At 52.2% G+C, this 21999-nt stretch carries 23 protein-coding genes; 16 read left to right on the forward strand and 7 right to left on the reverse strand.

Translation table 11 applies throughout. The features are described from left to right. Positions 1-36: 36 nt before the first annotated feature. Entirely contained in the window at positions 37-1716 is a 1680-nt protein-coding gene (locus GOX21_RS19780) for a BCCT family transporter (RefSeq protein ID WP_170352056.1), read from the reverse strand. A 334-nt stretch (positions 1717-2050) separates the two neighbouring features. Between GOX21_RS19780 and GOX21_RS19785 the strand changes: the two genes are divergently transcribed. Further along, the gene (locus GOX21_RS19785) at positions 2051-2983 is read left to right on the forward strand and encodes a LysR family transcriptional regulator (protein ID WP_170361945.1); all 933 of its coding nucleotides are present in this window, start codon (positions 2051-2053) and stop codon (positions 2981-2983) included. Between the two features lie 236 nt (positions 2984-3219). Here GOX21_RS19785 and GOX21_RS19790 read toward each other — a convergent pair whose 3' ends face one another. Next, positions 3220-3438: a tautomerase family protein gene (locus tag GOX21_RS19790; RefSeq protein ID WP_170352054.1), complete on the reverse strand. Its 219-nt coding sequence runs from the start codon at positions 3436-3438 to the stop codon at positions 3220-3222. A gap of 121 nt (positions 3439-3559) precedes the next feature. Here GOX21_RS19790 and GOX21_RS19795 point away from each other — a divergent pair, with 121 nt between their 5' ends. The 4 genes from GOX21_RS19795 to GOX21_RS19810 all read left to right on the forward strand — a co-directional run bounded on the left by GOX21_RS19795 (position 3560) and on the right by GOX21_RS19810 (position 6590). Then, positions 3560-3985 carry an acyl-CoA thioesterase gene (locus GOX21_RS19795; RefSeq protein ID WP_170379559.1) on the forward strand — a complete coding sequence of 142 codons (426 nt, stop codon included), beginning with the start codon at positions 3560-3562 and terminating at the stop codon, positions 3983-3985. A gap of 365 nt (positions 3986-4350) precedes the next feature. Further along, positions 4351-4845 (forward strand): GNAT family N-acetyltransferase, encoded by a 495-nt coding sequence (locus GOX21_RS19800; RefSeq protein ID WP_170379561.1) that lies wholly within the window; start codon positions 4351-4353, stop codon positions 4843-4845. Between the two features lie 182 nt (positions 4846-5027). Continuing rightward, the gene (locus tag GOX21_RS19805) at positions 5028-6014 is read left to right on the forward strand and encodes a DMT family transporter (RefSeq protein WP_170352051.1); all 987 of its coding nucleotides are present in this window, start codon (positions 5028-5030) and stop codon (positions 6012-6014) included. Positions 6015-6122: 108 nt separating this feature from the next. Continuing rightward, positions 6123-6590, forward strand: coding sequence for a lytic transglycosylase domain-containing protein (locus tag GOX21_RS19810; protein ID WP_254428635.1), 468 nt, complete (start codon positions 6123-6125; stop codon positions 6588-6590). 772 nt (positions 6591-7362) lie between these two features. Here the strand turns inward: GOX21_RS19810 and GOX21_RS19815 are convergent. Beyond that, on the reverse strand, positions 7363-7731 hold the full coding sequence (locus tag GOX21_RS19815; RefSeq protein WP_170379563.1) for a hypothetical protein: 369 nt from the start codon (positions 7729-7731) through the stop codon (positions 7363-7365). A 483-nt stretch (positions 7732-8214) separates the two neighbouring features. Between GOX21_RS19815 and GOX21_RS19820 the strand changes: the two genes are divergently transcribed. From GOX21_RS19820 to GOX21_RS19835, 4 genes are all read left to right on the forward strand, one after another. Next, entirely contained in the window at positions 8215-8949 is a 735-nt protein-coding gene (locus GOX21_RS19820; RefSeq protein ID WP_368040046.1) for a TetR/AcrR family transcriptional regulator, read from the forward strand. Positions 8950-9071: 122 nt separating this feature from the next. Then, positions 9072-10178, forward strand: coding sequence for an alkene reductase (locus GOX21_RS19825; RefSeq protein ID WP_170379565.1), 1107 nt, complete (start codon positions 9072-9074; stop codon positions 10176-10178). A gap of 340 nt (positions 10179-10518) precedes the next feature. Beyond that, a complete protein-coding gene (locus GOX21_RS19830) occupies positions 10519-12408 on the forward strand; it encodes an SLC13 family permease (protein WP_170379567.1) in 1890 nt (629 codons plus the stop codon). 229 nt (positions 12409-12637) lie between these two features. Beyond that, positions 12638-13543, forward strand: a complete 906-nt coding sequence (locus GOX21_RS19835) for a haloalkane dehalogenase (protein WP_170379569.1) — start codon at positions 12638-12640, stop codon at positions 13541-13543. Positions 13544-13575: 32 nt separating this feature from the next. On the opposite strand, the gene GOX21_RS19840 is transcribed toward GOX21_RS19835, so the two are convergent. Then, complete coding sequence (locus GOX21_RS19840; RefSeq protein ID WP_170379571.1) at positions 13576-14463, reverse strand: LysR family transcriptional regulator; 888 nt, start codon at positions 14461-14463, stop codon at positions 13576-13578. A 104-nt stretch (positions 14464-14567) separates the two neighbouring features. Here GOX21_RS19840 and GOX21_RS19845 point away from each other — a divergent pair, with 104 nt between their 5' ends. The 7 genes from GOX21_RS19845 (at position 14568) to GOX21_RS19875 (ending at position 18480) form a co-directional block, all read left to right on the forward strand. Continuing rightward, positions 14568-14858 (forward strand): putative quinol monooxygenase, encoded by a 291-nt coding sequence (locus GOX21_RS19845; protein WP_050606061.1) that lies wholly within the window; start codon positions 14568-14570, stop codon positions 14856-14858. Between the two features lie 26 nt (positions 14859-14884). Continuing rightward, positions 14885-15898 (forward strand): zinc-binding alcohol dehydrogenase family protein, encoded by a 1014-nt coding sequence (locus GOX21_RS19850; protein WP_170379573.1) that lies wholly within the window; start codon positions 14885-14887, stop codon positions 15896-15898. Beyond that, a complete protein-coding gene (locus tag GOX21_RS19855; protein ID WP_170379575.1) occupies positions 15899-16279 on the forward strand; it encodes a VOC family protein in 381 nt (126 codons plus the stop codon). It abuts the gene before it with no gap. Positions 16280-16424: 145 nt separating this feature from the next. Next, a complete protein-coding gene (locus tag GOX21_RS19860) occupies positions 16425-16808 on the forward strand; it encodes a nuclear transport factor 2 family protein (RefSeq protein ID WP_170361955.1) in 384 nt (127 codons plus the stop codon). 136 nt (positions 16809-16944) lie between these two features. Continuing rightward, positions 16945-17448: an aggregation factor core gene (locus tag GOX21_RS19865; protein ID WP_170379577.1), complete on the forward strand. Its 504-nt coding sequence runs from the start codon at positions 16945-16947 to the stop codon at positions 17446-17448. A gap of 13 nt (positions 17449-17461) precedes the next feature. Beyond that, on the forward strand, positions 17462-17914 hold the full coding sequence (locus tag GOX21_RS19870; RefSeq protein WP_170379579.1) for a TspO/MBR family protein: 453 nt from the start codon (positions 17462-17464) through the stop codon (positions 17912-17914). A gap of 11 nt (positions 17915-17925) precedes the next feature. Next, a complete protein-coding gene (locus tag GOX21_RS19875; protein ID WP_170379581.1) occupies positions 17926-18480 on the forward strand; it encodes a CIA30 family protein in 555 nt (184 codons plus the stop codon). Positions 18481-18583: 103 nt separating this feature from the next. Here GOX21_RS19875 and GOX21_RS19880 read toward each other — a convergent pair whose 3' ends face one another. From GOX21_RS19880 to GOX21_RS19890, 3 genes are all read right to left on the reverse strand, one after another. Beyond that, the gene (locus GOX21_RS19880) at positions 18584-20116 is read right to left on the reverse strand and encodes a phospholipase D family protein (RefSeq protein WP_170379584.1); all 1533 of its coding nucleotides are present in this window, start codon (positions 20114-20116) and stop codon (positions 18584-18586) included. 338 nt (positions 20117-20454) lie between these two features. Then, positions 20455-20904, reverse strand: a complete 450-nt coding sequence (locus GOX21_RS19885; protein ID WP_217353057.1) for a MarR family winged helix-turn-helix transcriptional regulator — start codon at positions 20902-20904, stop codon at positions 20455-20457. Continuing rightward, positions 20894-21994: an Acg family FMN-binding oxidoreductase gene (locus GOX21_RS19890; RefSeq protein WP_170379586.1), complete on the reverse strand. Its 1101-nt coding sequence runs from the start codon at positions 21992-21994 to the stop codon at positions 20894-20896. Before GOX21_RS19890 ends, GOX21_RS19885 begins: the two co-directional genes overlap by 11 nt. Positions 21995-21999: the final 5 nt, after the last annotated feature.

Here is a 21999-nt window from a genome sequence, read left to right on the forward strand (position 1 = left end):
TTTTTCGTCCCAGGGTCACATTTAGATACGCGAGTACTATTCGGCTGGCATCGTTGATGTTTCGGGATCAACAGTTGATGCAATGCCAGCCGCTTCGCGGCGCCCATCGTTCCAGATCGCTTTTATCAAAGCAATGCACATCAGCGCCATGACGATAGAGAAAGGTAATGCGCCGATTACCATAGCGGTCTGAATGGCCCCGGTTCCACCTGAGATCAGAAGGCCTCCAACCACCAATGCCAGCGCAGCGCCCCAGAACATGATATGCGGACGTGCCTTGGGCCCCTCGTCACCAGCCGCGTTGATCGTATTCACGATTAACACGGCCGAGTCAGCCGAAGTGACAAGGAAGGTCATCAGCAAAATCACGATCACAACCGCCATGGCCCAGGCCAGGAACTCGGCTATGGGCGCGAGCATGTAGGTGGTCATGGCAAAGATCTTGTCACCATTGGCCGCATCCAGGATCACACCGTTTGCGCCACCGTTCAGTTCAAGGTCGATAGCGGTGCCGCCGGCCCATGCAAACCAGACAAAGCACATCAGCGACGGTACGATCATCGCACCCAGCACGAACTCACGGATGGACCGCCCCCGCGAGATGCGCGCCAAGAACAATCCGACGAAAGGTGCAAACGCGATCCACCAGGCCCAATAAAACACCGGCCACCAGCCCTGCCATTGTGCCAGCAGGAAAGATTCAGACCCTTCTACGCCATCCGAGGCGTAAACGTTGAAGCTGAGCCAGGGCAGAGCAACCAGATAGTCCCAGATGCCGACAAAGAATGCCTTGGCGCCAAAGAACGTAGCCCCGAACAGGATGAAGAAACCCAGAAGGAAGATCGATAGCGCCATATTAATGTTCGACAGCCACTTGATGCCCTTACCCACACCAGACAGAGCTGACAGTGTCGAAGCCCCCATGATGACCAGCAACGCGACGATGATGCCCAGCGTTGTGGCTGAACCGTCTGTATTTGCCAGGCCGCCGATGCCGATACGCGTCAGGCCCGCAACGAACTGCTCAACACCAAAGCCAAGCGTCTGTGCCACACCCAAGATGGTTGCAACGACGGCGACGATATCGATCAGGTGGCCAAGGTTGCCCGAAAGCGCCTTACCAAAAAGCGGCGTCAGGGATGAGCGGATCGTCAGCGGAAGCCCACGGCGATAGCTGAAGAATGCCAATGCAAGACCTGCAATCGCGTAGCACGCCCAAGCGCCCAATCCCCAATGCAGATAGGACCACACGTAGGCAGTGCGCACATTGTCCGCATCTAGGGCTGTAGTGACCCCCTGAATAACCGAAGGATTGTTCTTGAAGTGGGCCACGGGTTCCGCCACCGCCCAGGTCAACATCCCAACTCCGATACCTGCACCGAACATCATCGAGAACCATGAGAAATTCGAGAACTCCGGCTTTTCGCCTTCTACACCCAGGTTCAGACGTCCTGCGGCTGGCCAGATGGCCAAACCAATACAGACGATAACAAACCCGGTTACAACCCAGATGTACCAAGCTGCAAACTGAGCCAGAATGGCTGCATTCCAATCGCCAAGGATCCTGCCGGCCTGGGTCGGCCAAACGATGCACCAGACGACCAGCAAACTAATGATAATCTTACTGATCACCGTGACGTTAACACTGAACCCCCTATAAAAACCGTTGTCAGCGGTCTTAATCGGAAGTTCTGATAGAGGTGGCTTTATCGCCATAATCAACTTCTCCCTGTTTTTGATATTCTGGTGGGACAGTCTGCTAGTTTTGACCCGATCGCCCATATTGCCGGGAAACCAGTGAGCCCAACGATGCACACCAGTTGCATCGTCAATCTCACTGGGTCCGGGGAGTTAAAACGCGCCGAAATTCTTAGCTTCTCAGAGCCAGCGCACGCGTGTGAATTTCGTTAATCGGATGGCTGTCCGCACCTATGGCCGCGGTTTTGTTTGGTTATCATTGGCTCCCGTGTTTCTCTCACAGGGCTGCACTCGCGCCCATTGGCATAGTTTTTGGTATAAATTTTCTCTCTTTTGCAGTAGCTGAGTAATTATGGGTGACATTAACAGAGTTAATACCAGTCTAAGCCGAAACCTCGTGGCGCTTTATGCGTTCGAAATGGTCGCGAAGCATGGAAACTTTACAAGTGCCGGCGACGCTCTCGGGCTGACCCAGTCCTCGATCTCGCAACGGATAAAAGGTTTGGAGGTCGATCTGGGCGTCGTCCTCTTCAAAAGAGAACACCGGGGCGTTTCACTGACGTATGAGGGGTTGAGGCTTTTGAATGTGGTCAGACCCGCAATGACGCAGATGAATTTTGCGGTAAACTCTTTGCTCGAGCGCAAAACTAAACCCAGTGTTCGAATCTCAGCCGATTTTGCGTTCTCAACATTCTGGCTGCTTCCGCGTCTTGGTTACCTCCGAGAGGAAATCGGGGATGAAATTGAAATTCAGATTTTGGCCTCCACTGTGCCGCCCGGCCTGGATGATACCGATTGCGACATTCGTATCCATGTTGCACCCAAAGCCCAGATCAAACCTGATGAAATACTACTCTTGGAAGAGGTTGTCGCCGCTGTTTGCAGTCCTCAGCTATTAGAGAAGATTGGATCAATCCAAAATCCCGCGGACTTGCTGGATGTTCAACTTCTGAGCCTGTCAAAACCTGCAACCGCAGCGTGGCAAACCTGGCAAGGATGGTTTGATAGCCTGGGCATAACTGGCAAAAGAAAGAAAAATTACATCAGTTTCAACAACTATGACATGGTCACCCAGGCTGCTTTGTCTGGTGAAGGTGTCGCATTGGGGTGGATTGGATTGATTGATGATCTGCTCAGCAAGGGGTCTCTGGTGACCGTTACGGACGATTTAGTCTTCAGCGATGCTGGTTATGTAATGTCTCGAAGTCATACCAACTCCGGCAGGGGGTCCAGGCTTGTGTTCGACTGGATTGCGGATCAAGTTCTCGCAGCATCTTCGAATTAGAACGTCGCTGAGTTGTTCAGTCAGCTCGGCCATAACGTCAGGTCAATTCGAAAACTACGGCAATACTACAACAACATGAAGCGGCATTGAAAACTTGCTTTCTTCTCGCTTTACGGAATTGCAAAGTCTGGTCGCGAATGTCGGCTACGGGCTGAAACAGCCAAGTATGCAACCCGTAGAAAATGACTGCTGTGGGCCAAAGCTGCCGAAAACTGACCCGGTCCTAAGGTGTTTTGTCAACCACGGGCGCGCATCTCCAAAGCGTCTTGTGTAGTTAGAATGTGTCCCGCGTAACCCCATGAACCGCTGCTTACCTCTAGCAACCGGACAGACGTTCCATTTTGTATTGTTTGCCCGGCGACTTCGCCGAAGGCCTTGGTGACATTTTGTATTATCTTGCCTTTTTCTTCTGCCGAAAACACACCTTCAAGTACCTGAATTTCAATTGAGGGCATCGCACACTCCATTTCTTAAGACTTACCAAAATGCTGGTCTATACTTGGTCGATTGTTCGACAAGATGACATGCAATGCCCATTCTTGTAAGAATCCTATGCAGTTCGAGAGGAGCAACTACATGTCAGCAATGGTTTCATTCCGCTCGGTTGTTGATCCAACGGATTGCGATTTTCTTGGACATATGAATGTTTCGAGGTACTTCGCCGCATGTTCCGACGGTGTTTTAGCCATTCAATCTGAAATGGGGTTAACCGCAAACGATATGCGAACGGGCCGCCGTGTTTCATTCGCCGTAGTCAACGCTCAAAGCGATTTCCGCGCAGAGCTTACTGCTGGTGAATCGATACGGCTGGAGACGGAAGTTGTAGCGATTGGCTCCAAATCCATGACCTTTAGACATCGGCTTTTTCGAGCTGACGGCAACAAAATAGCGTTCGAAACCGAATTCAAATGCGTACTGCTAAGCCTCGAAACCCGCCAAGCCACAGAGATACCCGATGACGTTCGCAAACGTGCAACCAAATGGTTGGGGAATCCAACCTGAATGACCAGAAAGTCCCGAATTGCGTTGGTTCACTCCGACCAATCTTAGCGCCGTACATCAATCGGTGGCTTTGGTCAGCATCGCTAGAATTACAAAGCTCGGTTTTGAAGGTCCGCTTTGGGCTGCGATCTGTCGCAGACATTGTATGCAGAAAATGTCTGCAGTGAGCCCAATGCAGTCATCCATCGTTGCTTGAGCAGGACAATAAATTGCGCATTTGACAACAAGTATTTACGGCCCTCATGCTAAAATTTGGAAATCGAAGTGGAACGACCAAAGGTAATTTCATGTTTAGATCATCAACCCGAAGTGAAGCAGAAAGTTTGTTAAGCGGACTTGCTCTTGGATTTTCTGCGGACCCATTCATGCGTTGGCTGTATCCTGAACCTGCCGATTTCCTCTCCCACTTCCCGCGAGTAATGGACTTCTTTGGAGGGCGTGCATTTGAACAGGGCAGCGCGTTTCGAAACGATGATTTCACCGCTGGCGCACTTTGGCTTCCGCCAAGCATTCACCCTGATGAAGAACGGCTTGTCGCCTGTTTTGAGCAGACGGTCTCACCAGAAAAGCATGATGCGTTGTTCGAAACCTTTGGGCAGATGGACAATTATCATCCCGATGAGGACTGCTGGCATTTAGCTTTTATTGCGGTCGACCCAATTCGCCAAGGAAAAGGGTTGGGTTCCGCGTTGCTTGAATGCTGCCTCAAACGTTGTGACGAAGATGGAAGACCTGCTTACTTAGAGTCGACAAACCCTACAAATCTATCGCTGTATAAGCGCTATGGTTTTCAAGAGATGGGTCTAATCAAAGCCGACCAAGCCCCACCCCTATTTCCGATGTTTCGAGCCGCCCAATAGCGATAGAACAAACGGCTGCATTGTCCGCTTCTCGGAAAACTGCAAAGTCTAGTTTTGAATTTCCGGTTTGGGCTGCGATCGGTCACAGATACGCGTCGCGGATATCTGAGCGAACTGCCATGTCGCAAAGCGACGTGACCTATTCTTTGACCCATGGTAGTGGCCCTGTGAAAGGGCACTCCATGACAGCGGAACAAAAACTACAAAACCCGACAGCTGGTATTGTGTTCGTGCTGATCGGAATATTGGCGATTTCTGTCAATGACATGCTGATCAAATTCCTGTCTGGCGGTTACCCCTTGCACCAGATGGTGTTTACAAGATCGTTGATCGGGATCGGGTTCAGCTTTGCCCTGGTCCAGATGGAGGGCGGTTGGCGCATCCTGAAAACCGATCAGCCGGGACTTCACCTTGTGCGCGGTTTGCTGATTGTCATTGCCAATCTGACGTTCTTTACGGCCCTGGCGGTAATGCCGCTGGCGGAAGCCACCGCTGTTTTCTTCGTAGCCCCCTTGATGATCACCTTGCTGAGTATCCCATTGCTTGGCGAAAAAGTTGGGCCGATGCGGATTGGTGCTGTGCTTGTGGGATTTTTGGGCGTGGTGATCATGACTCGCCCATGGGAGGCCGGCGGCGAGCGTGAAGTTGGTCTGTTGATGTATGCCTTACCGGTTCTTGCTGCATTTACCTATGCCCTCAACAACGTGATGACCCGTTTTCTAGGCGCAAAGTCCAAAGCCTCAGCAATGGCCGTGTACATTCAGGCGTGCTTTATCGTTGTCAGTCTGTTGTTCTGGTCAGTGGCAGGGGATGGCCGTTTTGCGAGCGAGCTCGAGAACGATAGCCTGATCTTCTTACTGCGTGCGTGGGTTTGGCCCGAAGGGGCTGACCGCTGGTTGTTTATTGGCCTCGGATTCAATTCTGCAATTGTCGGGTATTGCCTTGGCCAGGCCTACCGAATGGCAGACGCAGCTACTGTGGCACCGTTTGAATATGTCGGTCTTCCCATGGCTATTTTTTGGGGATGGGTCATCTGGGGCGAACTCCCAAACCTGCCTGTCGCAGTCGGTATTTCACTGATCTTGGGGTCAGGACTGTTTGTCTTTTTGCGCGAGCGTCAGAAAAAGAGGCACGTTGTTACTGAAAAGAGAGTGCACCGTCGGTATTAGGTGCCAAATCAATTCTGGCCAAAAGCCGCTCAAAAATACCTTGGGATATTGAATATCAATCACAGTTGAGCACTGATGAATCTTGTCATTAATGAGATGAGAATTTTGATGCGATACACAGTCATTCTTGCTGCGCTAATTCTTACCGCTTGCGGCAATGAACCCGCAGAGCCTTTGACGCGACTTTATCCCGGTGAAACCCCTGAGCTGCGCGTGATGATCAACGAAACCGCGGACGCAAACGGTGTACCGCGGAGCCTCGTACACCGTGTGATCCAGCGAGAAAGCGACTACCGCCCCAATGCCCGAAATGGTCCCTATTACGGGCTGATGCAGATTCTGCCTGCTACTGCGCGCCAGATGGGATTTCGCGGACAGCCTTCCGACCTCTTGGACGCTCAGACCAATCTAACATACGCCATTAGATATTTGCGTGGTGCTTGGATGGTTTCAGATGGAAATGAGCCCGAAGCGGTCATGTGGTATGCCCGAGGGTATTATTACGAGGCGCGAAACAGATGCATGCTTGTGGCCACCGGGCTTAGGGATACTGAGGTGCGAAAGTACTGCGGATGAAGCCTTCTCTGACATTCTTATTCCCCTCTGGAACTGAGGCTTTTGGGCAAATTGCTAACTTTGAGTTATTTGTCATGGCCCCGGAAAAGCTAGTTGTCGGGCGTGCGAGCGCTTCCTCAGGAGAGGCTCCAATTCTGCAAACGACCTAGTCCTCCGGGGCAAGTAGTTTGCACTGGTGTGGAAAGACGGGAGACTGGCACCGAAATTCCTACCTGTGCGTTGCTTTAGGTGTCGTCTGGTGACACGCCCTGCCTATTATCAGAAGTTGGTTCAATCTCCCGAATTGCCAACTCCGCGATTTTTCGAACCAGATACCAAACGCTGCTCCGGCGTGTATGCCCCTTGATCCAGCCAGTCACACCCTGAGCCGGGATCCTACCGCTAGTGTGGATGAGGATCTGGCGCGATTGCGCAGGCAGATGATGGCTGTGTTTGAGCGGTGAAGTCTGTTTGACAGAAATATGCAGAAACCGAGTTTGTTGAATTTCCGCTACGCGTAGCGGCAGATAACAGATTTGCAGAGCAGTTGTACTTGTCGGTGGGATTTTCTCCAACGGGTATCGGTATTCGAAGACCTAGTTAGTACCCGTATTTCAGTATGCTCTTGGCCATTCGTATTTATGGATGGGCTGCTTGGTATTGTCTCTGAATTCTCAGAAGAAAATAGACATTTAAGTGCCCTGATCTCGCTATTCTTGCCGGAGGCAGAAAAAGCAGGGGAGACACGAATTTGCCAGATGCTGTACGACGTATAAGTGACCAAAAGCTAACACTAAGCTGCCATCAGACCACCAGCATCGCCTGCGATACCGACTATGCAATCATCGCCAATTTGAATGCGATTTGCCGGGCTTTCCCCTCCGAGTTCCAGTTTCGGTGTGGTTAACCAGAACGCGCATTGCCACGGGGTCATTTCACGTGGCAGGGCTTTCAACACTTTTTCCATCAAAGGAAGCGGGGTTCCATCCTGAGCAAACTGGAAAGATGGATAGGCGTTGGCTCCTTTGTAAGGTAAAGAAAGTACCTTCCCGGTTCGTGTCCAGATGTCGGCTATCCGCGTGATCTGCCAGGAGCCTTTCTGCCATTGTGCGTGCACGCCTACATCGTCCAGCAACGGATACTCACGCGCAAAATCATCCATCCGGATGTCATTGACCGCGCAACAATGCCCCTCGAAATTATGCAAATACATCTACTTACTCACTGAACTCACTAACAACTCATGAAACGATACTGCCAAAAAACCGTTCTAACCAAAGTTAAGAAGTTCACATTGGGCAAATTAAACTTCAGCTAACCTCGTTTTTTTTACCTAGCGCACTGAAATTACTGTTGGTTTGCTTACGATGACCCGCCGTTCTGATGCTCGTAAAACCAGTTCTGAATTCCTGGCTTTGTTACTCATTGGAGTAGTAATCCTCACAAGATGAGGGCATTGGCCATGAATCTACCGAACCAATCTCTGGTTTGAGAGTGATCAAGATCAGCGCGTTGGACAAAGCCGCCAGTCACTCAGTCCAGTGTTGGAAACTAGTACCGAGCGCGGGCTCTCTTTTCTACGATCGCGATCCTCCTCGTCTGACACTCCCGCAAAAAGAAAAACAGTCCTGATCCTAAGATTAGCGTGACACCAACCGGGATGGGGAGGTTTTGTATCTCTACCGACCTAAATTCCTTTCTCTGGTCACAATACGGACTGACCATTCCAAAAATCTCCTACCGCCACCTTGAATTTCTGGACCAATCATTCCAAATCATGCGCATGAGCAAAAAAACTCTCCCAAATGGCGACATCAAATCATCCGCAGGTCCAGGTAGACCTCGTGCCTTTGACGAAGCTGAGGCATTGGAAAAAGCCTTGTGCGTATTCTGGCACAAGGGCTACGAGACCGCGTCCGTGGATGATCTGACCAAGGCCATGGGTTTGAGTCGGTCCAGCTTCTATGGAGCGTTCGGCAACAAGCAGGCTTTGTTTCACAAAGCCCTCAGCCACTATTCAAGGCGTGGTTTGAAAGCGCTGCGTGACGTTGCTGACGCGGGCGGAGATGACCCTGTTGGTGCGATAATGGAAGCTTTGGCGAACCCGCAAGGCGGTCGTGATGGCTGCATGCTTATCAACTGCCTGACGGAACTTGCTCCTCATGATGATGAAGTGGCGGCTCTCGGACGGCAGCATTTGGAGAATATTGACGAGATTATTGCGAGAGCGCTTGAGCCTTCGGATCCGGGACAGGCCCTCGACAAGGCACGCGCCTTTGCGTCCCTTGCAATCGGAACACTAGCCTTGCGCAAGGCGGGCGTTCCCGCTGAGCAGATATCGCAAACCCTGAAACAAGCCCGGTTGGTGATTTCGCCATAAGGCCTCCCGCCACCATAAGGAAATGAAACCTAAAACAAACTCAATCAAAAGACAGTGACCCTAATATTGGACTGATTGGTCCAATAATATCTGAACGAAGTTTACCAAAGAAGGAAACAGCAATGGCTGATGAAAAACTGTTCTCCGGCATCAAAGCTGGTGCAATCGAGCTGAAAAACCGCATTGTCATGGCGCCATTGACCCGCAACCGGGCAAGAGCCGAGGATGACAGTGTCCATGAATTGCAGGCCAAGTACTACGCCCAGCGGGCGGGTGCAGGTCTGATCATCACGGAGGCTTCGCAAATCTCGCCCCAAGGCAAGGGCTATGCCTGGACGCCCGGCATTTATTCCGAAGCGCAGATCGACGGCTGGAAAAAAGTGACTGAGGCCGTCCATGCCAAGGACGGGAAGATTGTAATCCAGCTTTGGCATGTGGGCCGGATTTCGCATTACAGCTTGCAGCAGGATGGTGGCGCCCCTGTTGCACCATCCGCGATTGGAGCTAAGGCCAAGACGTTTGATGGTGAGCAGTTTGTTGAAACATCTGAACCGCGGGCTCTGGCCATCGAAGAAATTGCGAACATTGTTTCCGACTACCGGAGGGCCGCGGAAAACGCCAAAGAGGCTGGTTTCGACGGTGTCGAGGTCCACGCAGCCAATGGATATCTGATCGATCAGTTCCTGCGGGACGAGTCCAACAGGCGTGAAGACGAATACGGCGGTCCTGTCGAGAACAGAGCGCGATTCCTAAAGGAAGTCATGGACGTGGTTGTCGACGTGTGGGGCGCCGACCGCGTTGGTGTTCGCCTCAGCCCGTTCTCGGACGCCAACAACATCTCCGACAGCAACCCGCAGGCGACGTTCTCCCATGCGATCAAATTGTTGAATAGCTATGGGTTGGCCTATCTCCATCTCGTGGAAGGACAGACCGGCGGCCCGCGCGATATTCCGGAAGGTGGCGATCTAAAGGCGCTCTATAAATTGTTTGACGGTGCGAAAATGGGCAACAACGCTTATGATCGCGAAATGGCGATTGAATCGGTTGAGACAGGTGCCGTCGATCTGGTGGCTTTTGGCCGACCGTTCATTTCCAACCCGGATCTTGTCAGTCGGCTGGAGAAAGACGCCTCGCTGAATGAGCTGGATGCAACTACCCTCTACGGCGGTAACGAAAAAGGATACACCGACTACCCAGCACTAGAAGAGGAAGCGGTTGCCGCAGAGTGATGCATCACTCTTAACTACTTGGTAACAGGCAATACCAAATAGAGTGAGCGCGCCGGTTTGGACGCGCTCACTTCGAGGTTACGGCAATACCCTTTCTTGAAGCGGGGTTCTGTCACAAGTTTACGCATGGACTGCTTTCCTCCGATTGCGGTGATTAAGAGAGGTTTTTGAGTTTATCATCAGCGTCTCTTTGAGTTGGCGAAATCCAGGTTTCAGCAGATACCACGTTCGAGAAAACGAGCCGCGTGAGACGGCCTGATGGATTTTGGCCTTATCTGCGGCGCAGAGCTGGTCCTTCGTATTTGCTGCTAGTCAGGTAACGTTAGGTTGGGAGTACGATATGGAATTACCAACACTGACGTACGAAATGATAGCCGTACTGAGTCTATTGTCTTTTACGGTCTTACTTTTTGTTACCGAGATTATACGGATCGATGTTTCAGCAATTCTTGTAATGGTACTGCTTGGCGCACTGAGCTATCTACCGGGGCTAGGTAATCTAGCCGATATATCCAAGCTCTTTGAAGGTTTCTCCTCCAACGCTGTGATGTCCATCATCGCAGTGATGGTAATTGGGGCTGGGCTTGATAAGACTGGACTTATGTCAAAGGTCGCGGCCTTGATCCTCAAGAATGGTGGCACGACAGAGGCCCGGATAATCCCCATAATTTCAACAACGGTTGGTGTCATCAGCTCTTTCATGCAGAACGTCGGAGCTGCCGCGCTTTTTCTGCCTGTTGTGAGCCGCATCTCAGCACGTACGGAAATCCCGATGAGTAGGTTGCTGATGCCCATGGGGTTTTGCGCGATTCTGGGTGGTACGATCACATTGGTCGGGTCGTCGCCCCTCATCCTGTTAAATGACCTGATCGTTTCGGCAAATTCATCCCTTCCGGCTGACCAACAAATGGAGACATTTGGGTTGTTTTCAGTCACGCCTATCGGTGTGATGCTGGTGCTGACAGGGGTGCTTTACTTTGTGCTCTTTGGTCGTTGGGTCCTTCCAGCGCAGCGAGAGCGTGGAGAAGACGCAAGCTCAGCTCGGTCCATGCAGACCTATGTAGAAAACACCTATGGGCTTAGGGCCGATATGTTCGAGATTCGTGTTCCAGAAGGCTCGATCTTGATTGGACAAACGCTCGCGGATGTCATGGTCGCCCATAATATTTACATTCTTGGTACATCCTATCGCGGCCACAAGGTCATCGCGCCGATGGCTGATACAAAGATCGAAGCCCCGGCGCGGCTCGCAGTGCTCGGCCTACGTCGGGTGGTTGAGCATCAGTTCGCTGAGCCTTACGGCTTAGAGATACTACCCCAACTAGACGTCTTTGCGGATGATTTCGCCGCGACTCAATCAGGGGTGGCAGAGGTTGTTATTCCTCCCGGTTCTTCAGTGATAGGCCAGACTCCGATTGATTTGCGTCTCCGTCAAACACATGGGTTGTCTTTGTTAGCCATTCAGCGTGGCGAAGAAACACTGAGCCACGTTGAAACCGAGGATCATGCAGCCACGCATATCGGGCAAGTTCCTTTGCAAGCCGGCGACACATGTGTGGTGCACGTGCAGTGGGATCGTCTGACACGACTGAAGTCAGACAGGGATTTCGTCGTTGTAACCTCGGACTTTCCCCAGGAAGAGTTGCGGCCACACAAGGTCGGATGGGCGCTCGCCTTCTTCCTAATAGCGTTGAGCTTAATTTTGTTCTCTGATCTGCGCTTGTCATTGTGCCTGTTGATCGGCGCTATTGGGATGGTTTTGAGCCGGGTGCTCTCGATTGACGAAGCCTACGAGTCGATCAGTTGGAGCACAGTTTTTCTACTCGCCTCACTGATTCCGCTGGGCCAGGCAGTCCAGAACACCGGCACTGCGGATTGGATTGCCGCGCATGTGTTGGCTCTACTGAAGGGGTGGCCGATCTGGTCTTTGCAAGCAGGAATCGCCATTTTGGCGACAGCGTTCACGCTGGTCATGTCGAACGTGGGTGCAACTGTTCTGCTGGTGCCGCTGGCGGTTTCTATCGCCATATCAGCGGGTGGTAACCCGGCTGTATTTGCCCTCACAGTGGCAATTTCAACGTCCAACTCATTTTTGATCCCAACCCACCAGGTGAACGCGTTGATCATGGGCCCAGCAGGCTACCGGGTGGTCGATTTTGTTCGCTCGGGCGGAATTATGACTCTCCTTTTCTTGGTTGTCTCAATGACCGGGCTTGCGATTTTCTTCTGAGTCGCCTCTCGGCGATCCGTGCAGATGAACTCACAATATAAGGTTTTTGAGATCATTTTTTTTGGCGCAGATTCAAGACGTCTGCGAAAAGGGCCTCCTCCGCGAGGGACCGAAGTAACGCGTCCAACTCAACCAAACCTGAAGTCGGTATACGCTGGAACTGGACCGTTTTAGTTTTATCGATCACTGTTGTTGGACCAAGACCGTCGGCAATTTTGGAGAGTTCACGATGAAGTTCCTTCGCACACCGGACCACCGGTTTGACGGATTGCCAGATTTCGACTTTGGCCCGAACTATCTTGATGTGGATGATACCGAGGGCGGTCGACTCCGACTGCACTATTTGGATGAGGGTCCGGCACAGGCACCGCCAGTATTGTTGATGCACGGAGAACCAACTTGGTGCTTCCTGTATCGGCACATGATTCCGTTATTCAATGATGCGGGCCATCGAGTTCTGGCTCCTGATTTGATTGGGTTTGGACGGTCGGACAAGCCAACTGAGCGATCCGACTACACCTACCAACGCCATGTAGACTGGATGTCCGAGTGGTTGCAGGAAGTTGACCTGACGGGCATCACACTGGTTTGTCAAGACTGGGGCGGACTCATTGGCTTGCGGCTGGTTGCGAGTATGCCCGAGCGGTTCTCTCGGGTAGTTGTGGCAAACACGGCCTTGCCCACCGGTGACACTCCCTTGGGCGAGGCATTTCTTTCTTGGCGGGAATACTCGCAATCCGTTCCTGAATTTTATTCGGGGCGCATCGTATTCGGCGGCACAACATCCAAGATTTCCGATGAAGAGGTCGCAGCCTACAACGCACCGTTCCCGGATGAGCGCTATCTGGCAGGCGCTCGACAGTTTCCAATGTTGGTGCCCGACAAACCCGACAACCCAGCTTCAGAAGCCAACCGAGCCGCATGGAAAACCCTAAAGACCCTCAACACTCCGTTTCTGACCGTTTTTGGAGAAGATGACAGGGTCATGGCGGGAGTAGACAAAGTGTTCCAAAAGTCGATCCCTGGGGCAGTTGGTCAAAACCATACCGTTGTGCCTAAAGCCGGGCATTTCATTCAAGAAGATGCTGGCAGAGAGCTAGCACAGGCGACTTTGAAATTCATTAAGCAAACCTAGCTGGTATCAGTCTAGTTTCTTCCCCTGTTGCCTCAATTCACACCAAATTTGCGACGCAAGTGCTCGGCCAAGGCCGTTATGCGACGTGGTTGGGCTCGGCTAGGCGGAAACATCATTTGCAAAGGTTTCGGCGGTGGGAGGAAGTCGCGCAAGACAGAAACAAGTCTGCCAGATCGAACATCTTCGCCTACATCCAGTTCTGACTTCAATACGACCCCATGGCCTGCAATCGCCCAATCGCGGATGAGTGAACCATCATTGACTATCCGATTTCCCTTTACCGATACGCGCTGGGCATTTGGCCCTGATCCAAACTCCCAAACGTTGTCGATCATGTCGCCAAACCTCATGACCAAGCAGTTGTGGATTAATAGATCTTCTGGTTTTTCGGGCGTTCCGAATGAGGCCAGATAACTTGGGGACGCACATACGAAACGTTGGTAGCTTCCTAGATTTCGCAACCTGAGCGAGCTGTCTGTGATGTTGCCAAAGCGAACGGCGAGGTCGAAACCCTGGCCCACAAGGTCGACATAGCCGTCCGAGAGGGACAGTTCGATTGAGACGGCTGGGTTCTCTTCGGTGAATTCGGCAATAACCTTGGAAACAATGCTCCGTCCCAAGTCAATCGGCGCGCTTATGCGAATTGGACCAGATAGAGTTTCGGCACCGTGCCGAACACGTGTGTCCAGGTCCGCAACCTCACTGAGAACGTTTTTTGCACCATCGGCTAGTACCCGGCCTTCTTCGGTCAGGCTAATGGAACGGGTGGTGCGGTTGAACAAAACCACTCCATAATGTGCCTCGAGAGCCGCGAGCCGCTCGGACACTGTCGTGCTCGACATCCCTGTGTCGCGCGCCGCGGCCACAAGACTGCCTTTCTCGGCTATGGTCAGAAACAAGCGAAGATTGTCTAAATGCATTAAACGGTATTTCCGGATTATATGTTCGATTATACCCCGTTTATCCCGAAGAGACTGCGGCGTAAATCTAGCGCATCGCGCAAATACACAAGGGACCTATTCCAATGGCCAAGTTGACAATCGTCGCCAACATCAAAGCTAACCCCGACAAGATTGACCTCGTAAAGGCCGAGCTGATCAAGCTCATCGACATAACCCGTGCCGAAGAAGGTTGCATTAACTATGACCTGCACCAGGACAACGACAACCCGGCTCATTTCGTGTTCTACGAAAACTGGCAAAGCCGAGAGCTTTGGCAAACCCACATGGGTGCTCAGCACCTTGCGGCTTACCTGGAAGCAACAGAGGGCGCCGTTGCAGAATTCACGTTGAATGAGATGACAGTCATCGGTTGATAGAGAACCGGACAAAGGAGCACGTTATGAAAGCCGTGGGATACCGTGAGACAGGGTCGATTGATCGGGCGGACGCCTTAATCGACTTTGAGGCCGATAAACCGACGCCTAAGGGGCGCGACTTGTTGGTGAAGGTGCAGGCCGTGTCAGTGAACCCAGTTGATACGAAAATTCGGCAAAAACGTGCTCCTGCGGGCCCAGCACCTGATATTCTGGGGTGGGACGCAGTAGGGATCGTCGAAGCAATTGGCGAAACGGTTGAGAATTACAGTCCGGGAGATACAGTTTGGTACGCCGGGGCAATAGACCGACCGGGAACCAATGCCGAGTTTCATCTGGTGGATGAACGTATTGTCGGAGCCGCGCCAAAATCCATACCGGCGAAAGCGGCTGCGGCGATGCCGCTCACGACGCTTACTGCCTTTGAGATGCTGTTCGACCGCTTGCGGGTTCAGGATGCCGTTTCCGGCGGGACCAATACGTTGTTGGTTATTGGTGGCGCAGGCGGTGTCGGGTCGATCACCATTCAATTGGCGCGAGCTCTCACTGACTTGACGGTGATTGCCACTGCGTCCCGACCCGAGACACAAGACTGGGTTCGAGAGCTGGGTGCACACCATGTCATTAACCATGCGGAACCTTTTGGCTCACAACTCGAGGCTCTCGGTATCGACAGCGTGGATTTCATTTATTCGACAAACCATTCCCAGCTTTATGCTTCCCAAGCTGGAGAGGTGATGACACCTCAAGGTCGCTTTGGGTTGATTGATGATCCTGAAACCTTCGACATCGCGCCGTTCAAACCTAAATCGATCTCATTGCATTGGGAGTTCATGTACACTCGGTCGCTTTTTGGGACTGGAGATATGAACCGTCAAAGCGAAATCCTGAATCAGGTCGCCGGGTTGATAGATGACGGAAAGATCAGATCCACAGCGACCGATACACTTGGTAGGATCAATGCTACAAACTTAAAGAAAGCGCATACTATCCTTGAAAGCGGCAAGGCCAAAGGAAAGCTCGTGCTTGAGGGTTTTTAGATGAGAATTGAGCGGCTGGATCATGTGAATATCGTGACGACTAAGTTGCCTGAGATGGTTGCTTGGTATGAAGAGGTCTTGGGTTTAAAACTCGGGGCCCGCCCTGATTTTCCGTTTCCCGGAGCTTGGTTGTATGCGGGTGATCACGCCGTGGTTCACCTTGTGGGTCACGAAGGAACGCCTAATGTCGGCTCCGAAGTGAAGCTCAAGCTCGAGCATTTTGCGCTCTCAGCCACAGGGTTGAGAGCATTCGAAGAAAAACTGATCTCGTGTCAGATCCAGTATCGCAAATCCGAAGTCCCGGGATCCCGAATGATCCAAATCCATGTGGCCGATCCTGATGGAAATCACATTCACATAGACTTTGAAGAAACTGAATAAGTGGCTAACCCGCGAAATAGTCGCAACGCAAAATCAAGCCGGTAACTTCTTGCCGATTAGGGATTGAGGTCCTTGCCGGGTTGCTTCCAAGATTTGCGTGGGCCAACATTTTTTGGGCGGTGCAAACGTCGATTTGGAGATCAGTATGCCGGACCTCAAAACAAACAAGAAAAACGTCATCGCTTTCTACGAAATGATGTTCAACGAGTGTCGACCTGCCGAGGCCATAGAGATCTTTGTTGGGGAAACCTATACGCAGCACAACCCGCATGTTGGCGACGGCAAGCAAGCCTTTGTCGAGTACTTCGAGCGCATGGCTGCCGAATACCCGGGAAAGCGTGTGGACATCAAACGTGCCTTTGCTGAAGACGACCACGTTATTCTGCATTGCCACCAAATCTGGCCCGATGGTCTCGAGTACGCAGGGATCGATATTTTTCGCCTGGATGTCGATGGGAAGGTTGTCGAGCACTGGGACGTTCTTCAGGAGGTTCCGGCAAACAGCGAGAATGAAAACGGCATGTTTTGACTTAACCGTTCTGACAGCGGCGCATGGAACTTTGAAAGGTCCTGTCGGCTGAACCACGATAGTCAAAGGGCATAAGTCTGATCCAAGAAAGCTGCCAGAGCGTATTTGTCAGGAACCTTTTAGAAAGGAGATAAATATGTTCTCGAAGAGTATTCTTACCGCAACCCTTGGATTGTTTGCAGCTACTTCGCTTCAAGCTGGTGTACAAATTCGCTTCATAGAAGGCGCACCCAAGGACCGTTTTGTTCTGACGAATGTCGGAACGTGCGTAGTAGAAGCCTCAACCCTCAAAATTGACTTGTCGCAATCTGCCGGACGCCTGATTTTCGATGTCACCGAAAATGGCGCAGGCGTAGAGGTATTCCAGCCGCTTGAAATCGTTGAGGGTGTTGATGCACTGCGGCAACTTCCTTTGGCGGTGGACGGGCAAAATACAATTGAACTTGAGATCGCCACCCTCGCAGTCGGGGACAATCTCGCCTTTACCATCGATGTTGATGATACAATCGGGCAACGCGAAATCACCGTAACCGGGTCCGAGATCGAAGGCGCAACAGTGTCATATGCCGACGCAGTTGAGACCAAAACTGCAACCTTCTCTTCCGACGCAGTTGTCAACGTAGCGACCAAGGACTGCTGAAAGCTGCCTTACAATGTCGAACTGGATGGTCCGCATAGCATTTCTTGCCCTCGTGATGGGAGGCGGCATCCTGATCGGGATATTGACCGCACCCGGCGATTGGTATGGGCAGCTTTCTAAACCCGCCTTCAACCCACCAAATTGGGTTTTTGGCCCGGTTTGGACGGTGCTCTATGTCTTGATTGCTGTGACGGGTTGGCGTCAGTTTGAAACAGACCGAAGTTCGACCGCAATGAAGCTGTGGTGGGCGCAGATGGGTCTGAACTTTTTGTGGTCTCCAACCTTTTTCGTACTGCAACAGCCGTGGTTTGCCCTTGTGGTCATTGTCGCGTTGTTGGTTGTCATCGTCATGTTCATCGCTCGGGTCAGGAATTCGGATCGGGTTTCCGCACTGGCCTTCCTGCTGTACTTAGCATGGGTCGCATTTGCCACGGCGCTTAACCTTTCCATTGCGATATTGAACTGAGGAAGAACAATATGCGTGGCAACTTCGTTGGGCTTGTTTCAGGGCTATTTATCATCGGATCTACAATGGCGCAGGCTGATGGAAATCTTGCTGAGGACTTCTCCGAGTCTCCGGAGACTCGTTGGGACTACATTGCCGACACCGTCATGGGAGGGGTCTCTTCAGGGCAGGTGCAGTTTCATTCGGAAGGTGATGTTGCATTCGCGCGGTTGACCGGAACCGTGAGTACAGAAAACAACGGCGGCTTCATCCAGTTTCGACGCAAGTTACCTGTTCGACCAGATGAGGGTGTATCAGGCGTCAGGTTAGTGGTGCGGGGCAACGGCGAGCAATACTTCGTTCACCTCAGAACACGTGGCACGGTGCTGCCCTGGCAATACTATCAGGCCGAGTTCGAAACTTCTGACGAATGGACCGAGGTTTCTTTACCTTTGTCAAACTTTAAGGCTTCAGGTGCCATGTTGCGCTCTGTTCCCGTCGCTGACGAAATCACCTCAGTTGGAATTGTCGCCTACGGGCGCGATCACGACGCCCGTGTAGATGTCAGCAAGATTGGTTTTTACTGAAGGTCGCCTGGGCGATGGCCCGAAATACGTCAGGGTGTTTCCCACTCGCTGTAGACGCGTGTCCGAGAAGAGCGACACGCGGCCAGATTATTTGTCAACAAACCTAAAGCTGTGACCCAATTGGTAAAATACTTAGGAAACCGGAAACTATGTGATCCCAAGCTGATCCTGTCGGTTCGGATTCATACTCAAGGACGTTGCCATCATCGCCTCTTGTTGTCCATTTAAGTTGACCGGCGTGCTCTAGCGTCACGTTATATGTGTATGCGGGTAGCGCGTCGTCCAAGGCACCCATAGTCCGTGCGGTCAATGCTGGTGAGTCAATCAGAATTCCCATTTCGGTGTTGATGTTGACAGACCGCGGGTCCCAGTTGAACGACCCTACGAACAAGTATCGGTCATCAACTGCAAATGCCTTGGAGTGTAGGCCTGATCGAGATTGAGCCCAGTTAATACCCCGACGTTGGACCTGATAGGCGTCGGGGCGCAGTTCGTAGAGTTCTACTCCACCGCGTAAAAGTGCTCGGCGTTTTTTAGCATAGTGTGCGTAAACGGGTGCGACGTCGTTAGATGCAAGCGAATTGGTCACGACCTTCACGTTAACACCGCGGCTCTCAAGTTCGGTAAGCCATTTCACACCGTTGTTGCGCGGCACGAAATAGGCGGAGACGATGTTCACCTCACTGTTGGCATTCTCAAAGTACGGAAGCAATTGAGATGCCAGAACGGGACCTGAGTTCTCGAGACCCGCGGCTTTTGAGGGCGGATCAGCATAAAGTTTCGCAGGCAGCCAATCCAGTGACAGGGCTCCATCCGCGAAGTTCTCTTGCGCTGATTTTCTGAGGGCAGCGCCGTACTGCGTTTGCCTCGCTTCCTCGACCAGTTCATTCAACCGGACTCGTGCATCAGCAAGGTCAAATTCCTGGGGTTCTCCAACGACCACACGAGCCGGAACGGCGAATTCGCTGTTCCAGTATGCGTCAAAGCTTTGCGACACCTCGCGTACAACTGGGCCTGCGGCCAGCACATCCAGATCGGCATAGTTCATTTCTTTCCGAGCCAGAAAATACTCGGCACCGATGTTTCTGCCACCCACTATCGTGAACACGTTGTCCGCCGTCATGGACTTGTTGTGCATTCTGCGGTTGATGCGTTTGAAGTCCGTCAGACCCGCGAACAAAAGGCTCTGATCGCGCCAAAACGGATTGAACAGCCTGATTTCAATATTCTCGTGATTGTCCAATGCGGCTGTCATCGCGTCATAGCTGGACGTATCCATGTCATCCAGCAACAATCGGACACGAACACCCCGATCTGCGGCCTGCAATAGACTGGCTGCAAAGAGGTGACCCGTTGGGTCGTTGTGCAGAAGGTAGTATTGCGCGTCTATCGTTCGCTCGGCCGCAGCCGCCAACAACAGCCTTGAGACGAGCGCTTCTTCGCCATCACTGATTAGCTTGACGCCTGACCGACCGTCTTTGGGATTCCCAAGGTGATTGGCCGCCAGGCCCAGAGCTGTGCCTGAAGTCGCTGGCAGCGAAGCCGATACCGTCTTTTCATATGTGCGGGTTTTTGGAGCGCAAGCTACTAGAGCCAGCGCGCAACAAACACAAACCACGAACTTCCATTGCGCCATTTGCTTCCTCCAACCCTATGCCTTAGGTGACTACGCCGGAGCACGCGATTGCAAGTTTGTTCTATGTAGCCTGAGGTTGTTTCGTTTTTGGTGTTGATTTCGCACATCCTACTTTGTCGATTGGCGACTGTGACGGCGCGCTAGTTCGAGCGAACTCTGGCAGTTCCCCAATAGGCGGGAATTTAACCAACCACTCGTGGTATTTGATGGTGACGCGTGGATTGCAATATTTGACGACATGCCCATCTTGCCTCGAGGATCGCCGTCGCTGCTCCTAGGCGCAGATAGCATGGTGTTCTGATCGTTTGAGGTCGCGCTTTGGGCGGCGCTGGTTCTACTTAGTCCCGTTCGCTGTCTAAAGCTTCGCGTATGAGCGTCAGATTAGGCAGCGTTTCATGAAACGGCTCAGGCCCGAGTTCGGACATCACCGGACCGAGGGCTGTCGACATCCGATCCATACAAGCTTGCAAAAACTCCGCGCCTCGCGGCGTCGACCGGGCAATTTTTGAACGCTTGTCATTGGGGTTGGCTTCAAGGGTAATTAAGGCATGACTTTCAAGACTGGAGAGCATGTGGGTCATCGACGTCTTGGGCACTTGAAAAGCGTTCGATAGCTGTAGTGGCGTCTCTCCCTCGGGGCGCCGGACCAGGTGGCCCAATATGCCAAATTGGGTTGCGGTCATTCTGCCAGGTAAGAACGCTTCTAGCTTGGTCGAGATCAACTGATTGATGATCCCGACCTCGGTGAAGAACCGGTAGACTTCGTTGGTCACATGTTCAGGCTTCATTCAGAATTCGTGTCTCCAGCGGCCAGCGGGGTGTGGCAATTGGTTCGGGTCCATACCCCAAACGCAGCAACATTTGCACTGTGTGCCCTGTTGGCGCAAGAAGCTCATGCGCCAGAGCGTATTCATCGGCCATCTCGGGATATTCCTGAAGTGCCTGACTGACCGGATGAACGCCCAGGCCCATTTCGGTTGTCTTCAGGTAAAAACGCATCAATCGACGCCCGGCATCGAGTTGATCGCTTCGCGTGTTTGTAGCCGTCGTCATGACCGCGTATTGCGGCGTCGCGTCTAGCATGGCGAAGTAGCCTCGCATGTGTGACTGAGTGCCTGGGTGGTCAACATTCATCAGGGTCTCATTGTCCAACAGACCTGCTAGTCGCAGTGTTTCCAGCATGGGATCACGCAGTTCAATCCCGTCAGGGTTGGCGTTGATTTCTGCTTTCCCGATCCGCATGAGGTCGACGGATTCTTTCAGCGTCTGCGGTGTACGCATCTCGATTTCAAATGCGCGTTTCGTGAGGTCTCGAATACGGGCCACTAGACCCTCATCGGAAATCAGAGTGGCGTAGTTTTCAAGAACTGACATTTCCGCCTCGGACAGCCGCTGTTCAGTGTACGGTTCTTTGTTGGAATGCCGTTTGAGGATTTGATCTGATAGTGGATCGGATGTCCCGCCTGGCACAAACACTGCTTCTGCGATGGGTCCGTCATCCCCATCTGGCAGTAACTTGACCTCGGTATCGAACCCGAAAGCACTTGCCGCCAGTACCATCGTCTCAACAAATGCCCCGAGGCCAATATAGAGCTGTCGGTGGTAAGGATCGGTTTCCGGAAGCTCGCGATCAGGATCACGGTGGATGCGCACCTTGTCTCGTCCAACCAACTCGACCAGCCAAGGTTGCAAGTTGTGCGGATTGGGGGCGAGAATTGCATAGGACAAAGCAACTTTGCGTGGGTCGTCATACGGTTTTGGCATCCACGGAGCCAGCGCGTCATGCGGCGTGCGTGTAGCGAGAAACGCAACCGCACCGGTTGCCGCCAGTATTGTGCCTCCGCCTAGAATCTTGAGAAAACGTCTTCGGTTTGGCATCTTGA

This window comes from Ruegeria atlantica, assembly GCF_013032005.1.
GTDB classification, from domain to species: domain Bacteria; phylum Pseudomonadota; class Alphaproteobacteria; order Rhodobacterales; family Rhodobacteraceae; genus Ruegeria; species Ruegeria atlantica_A.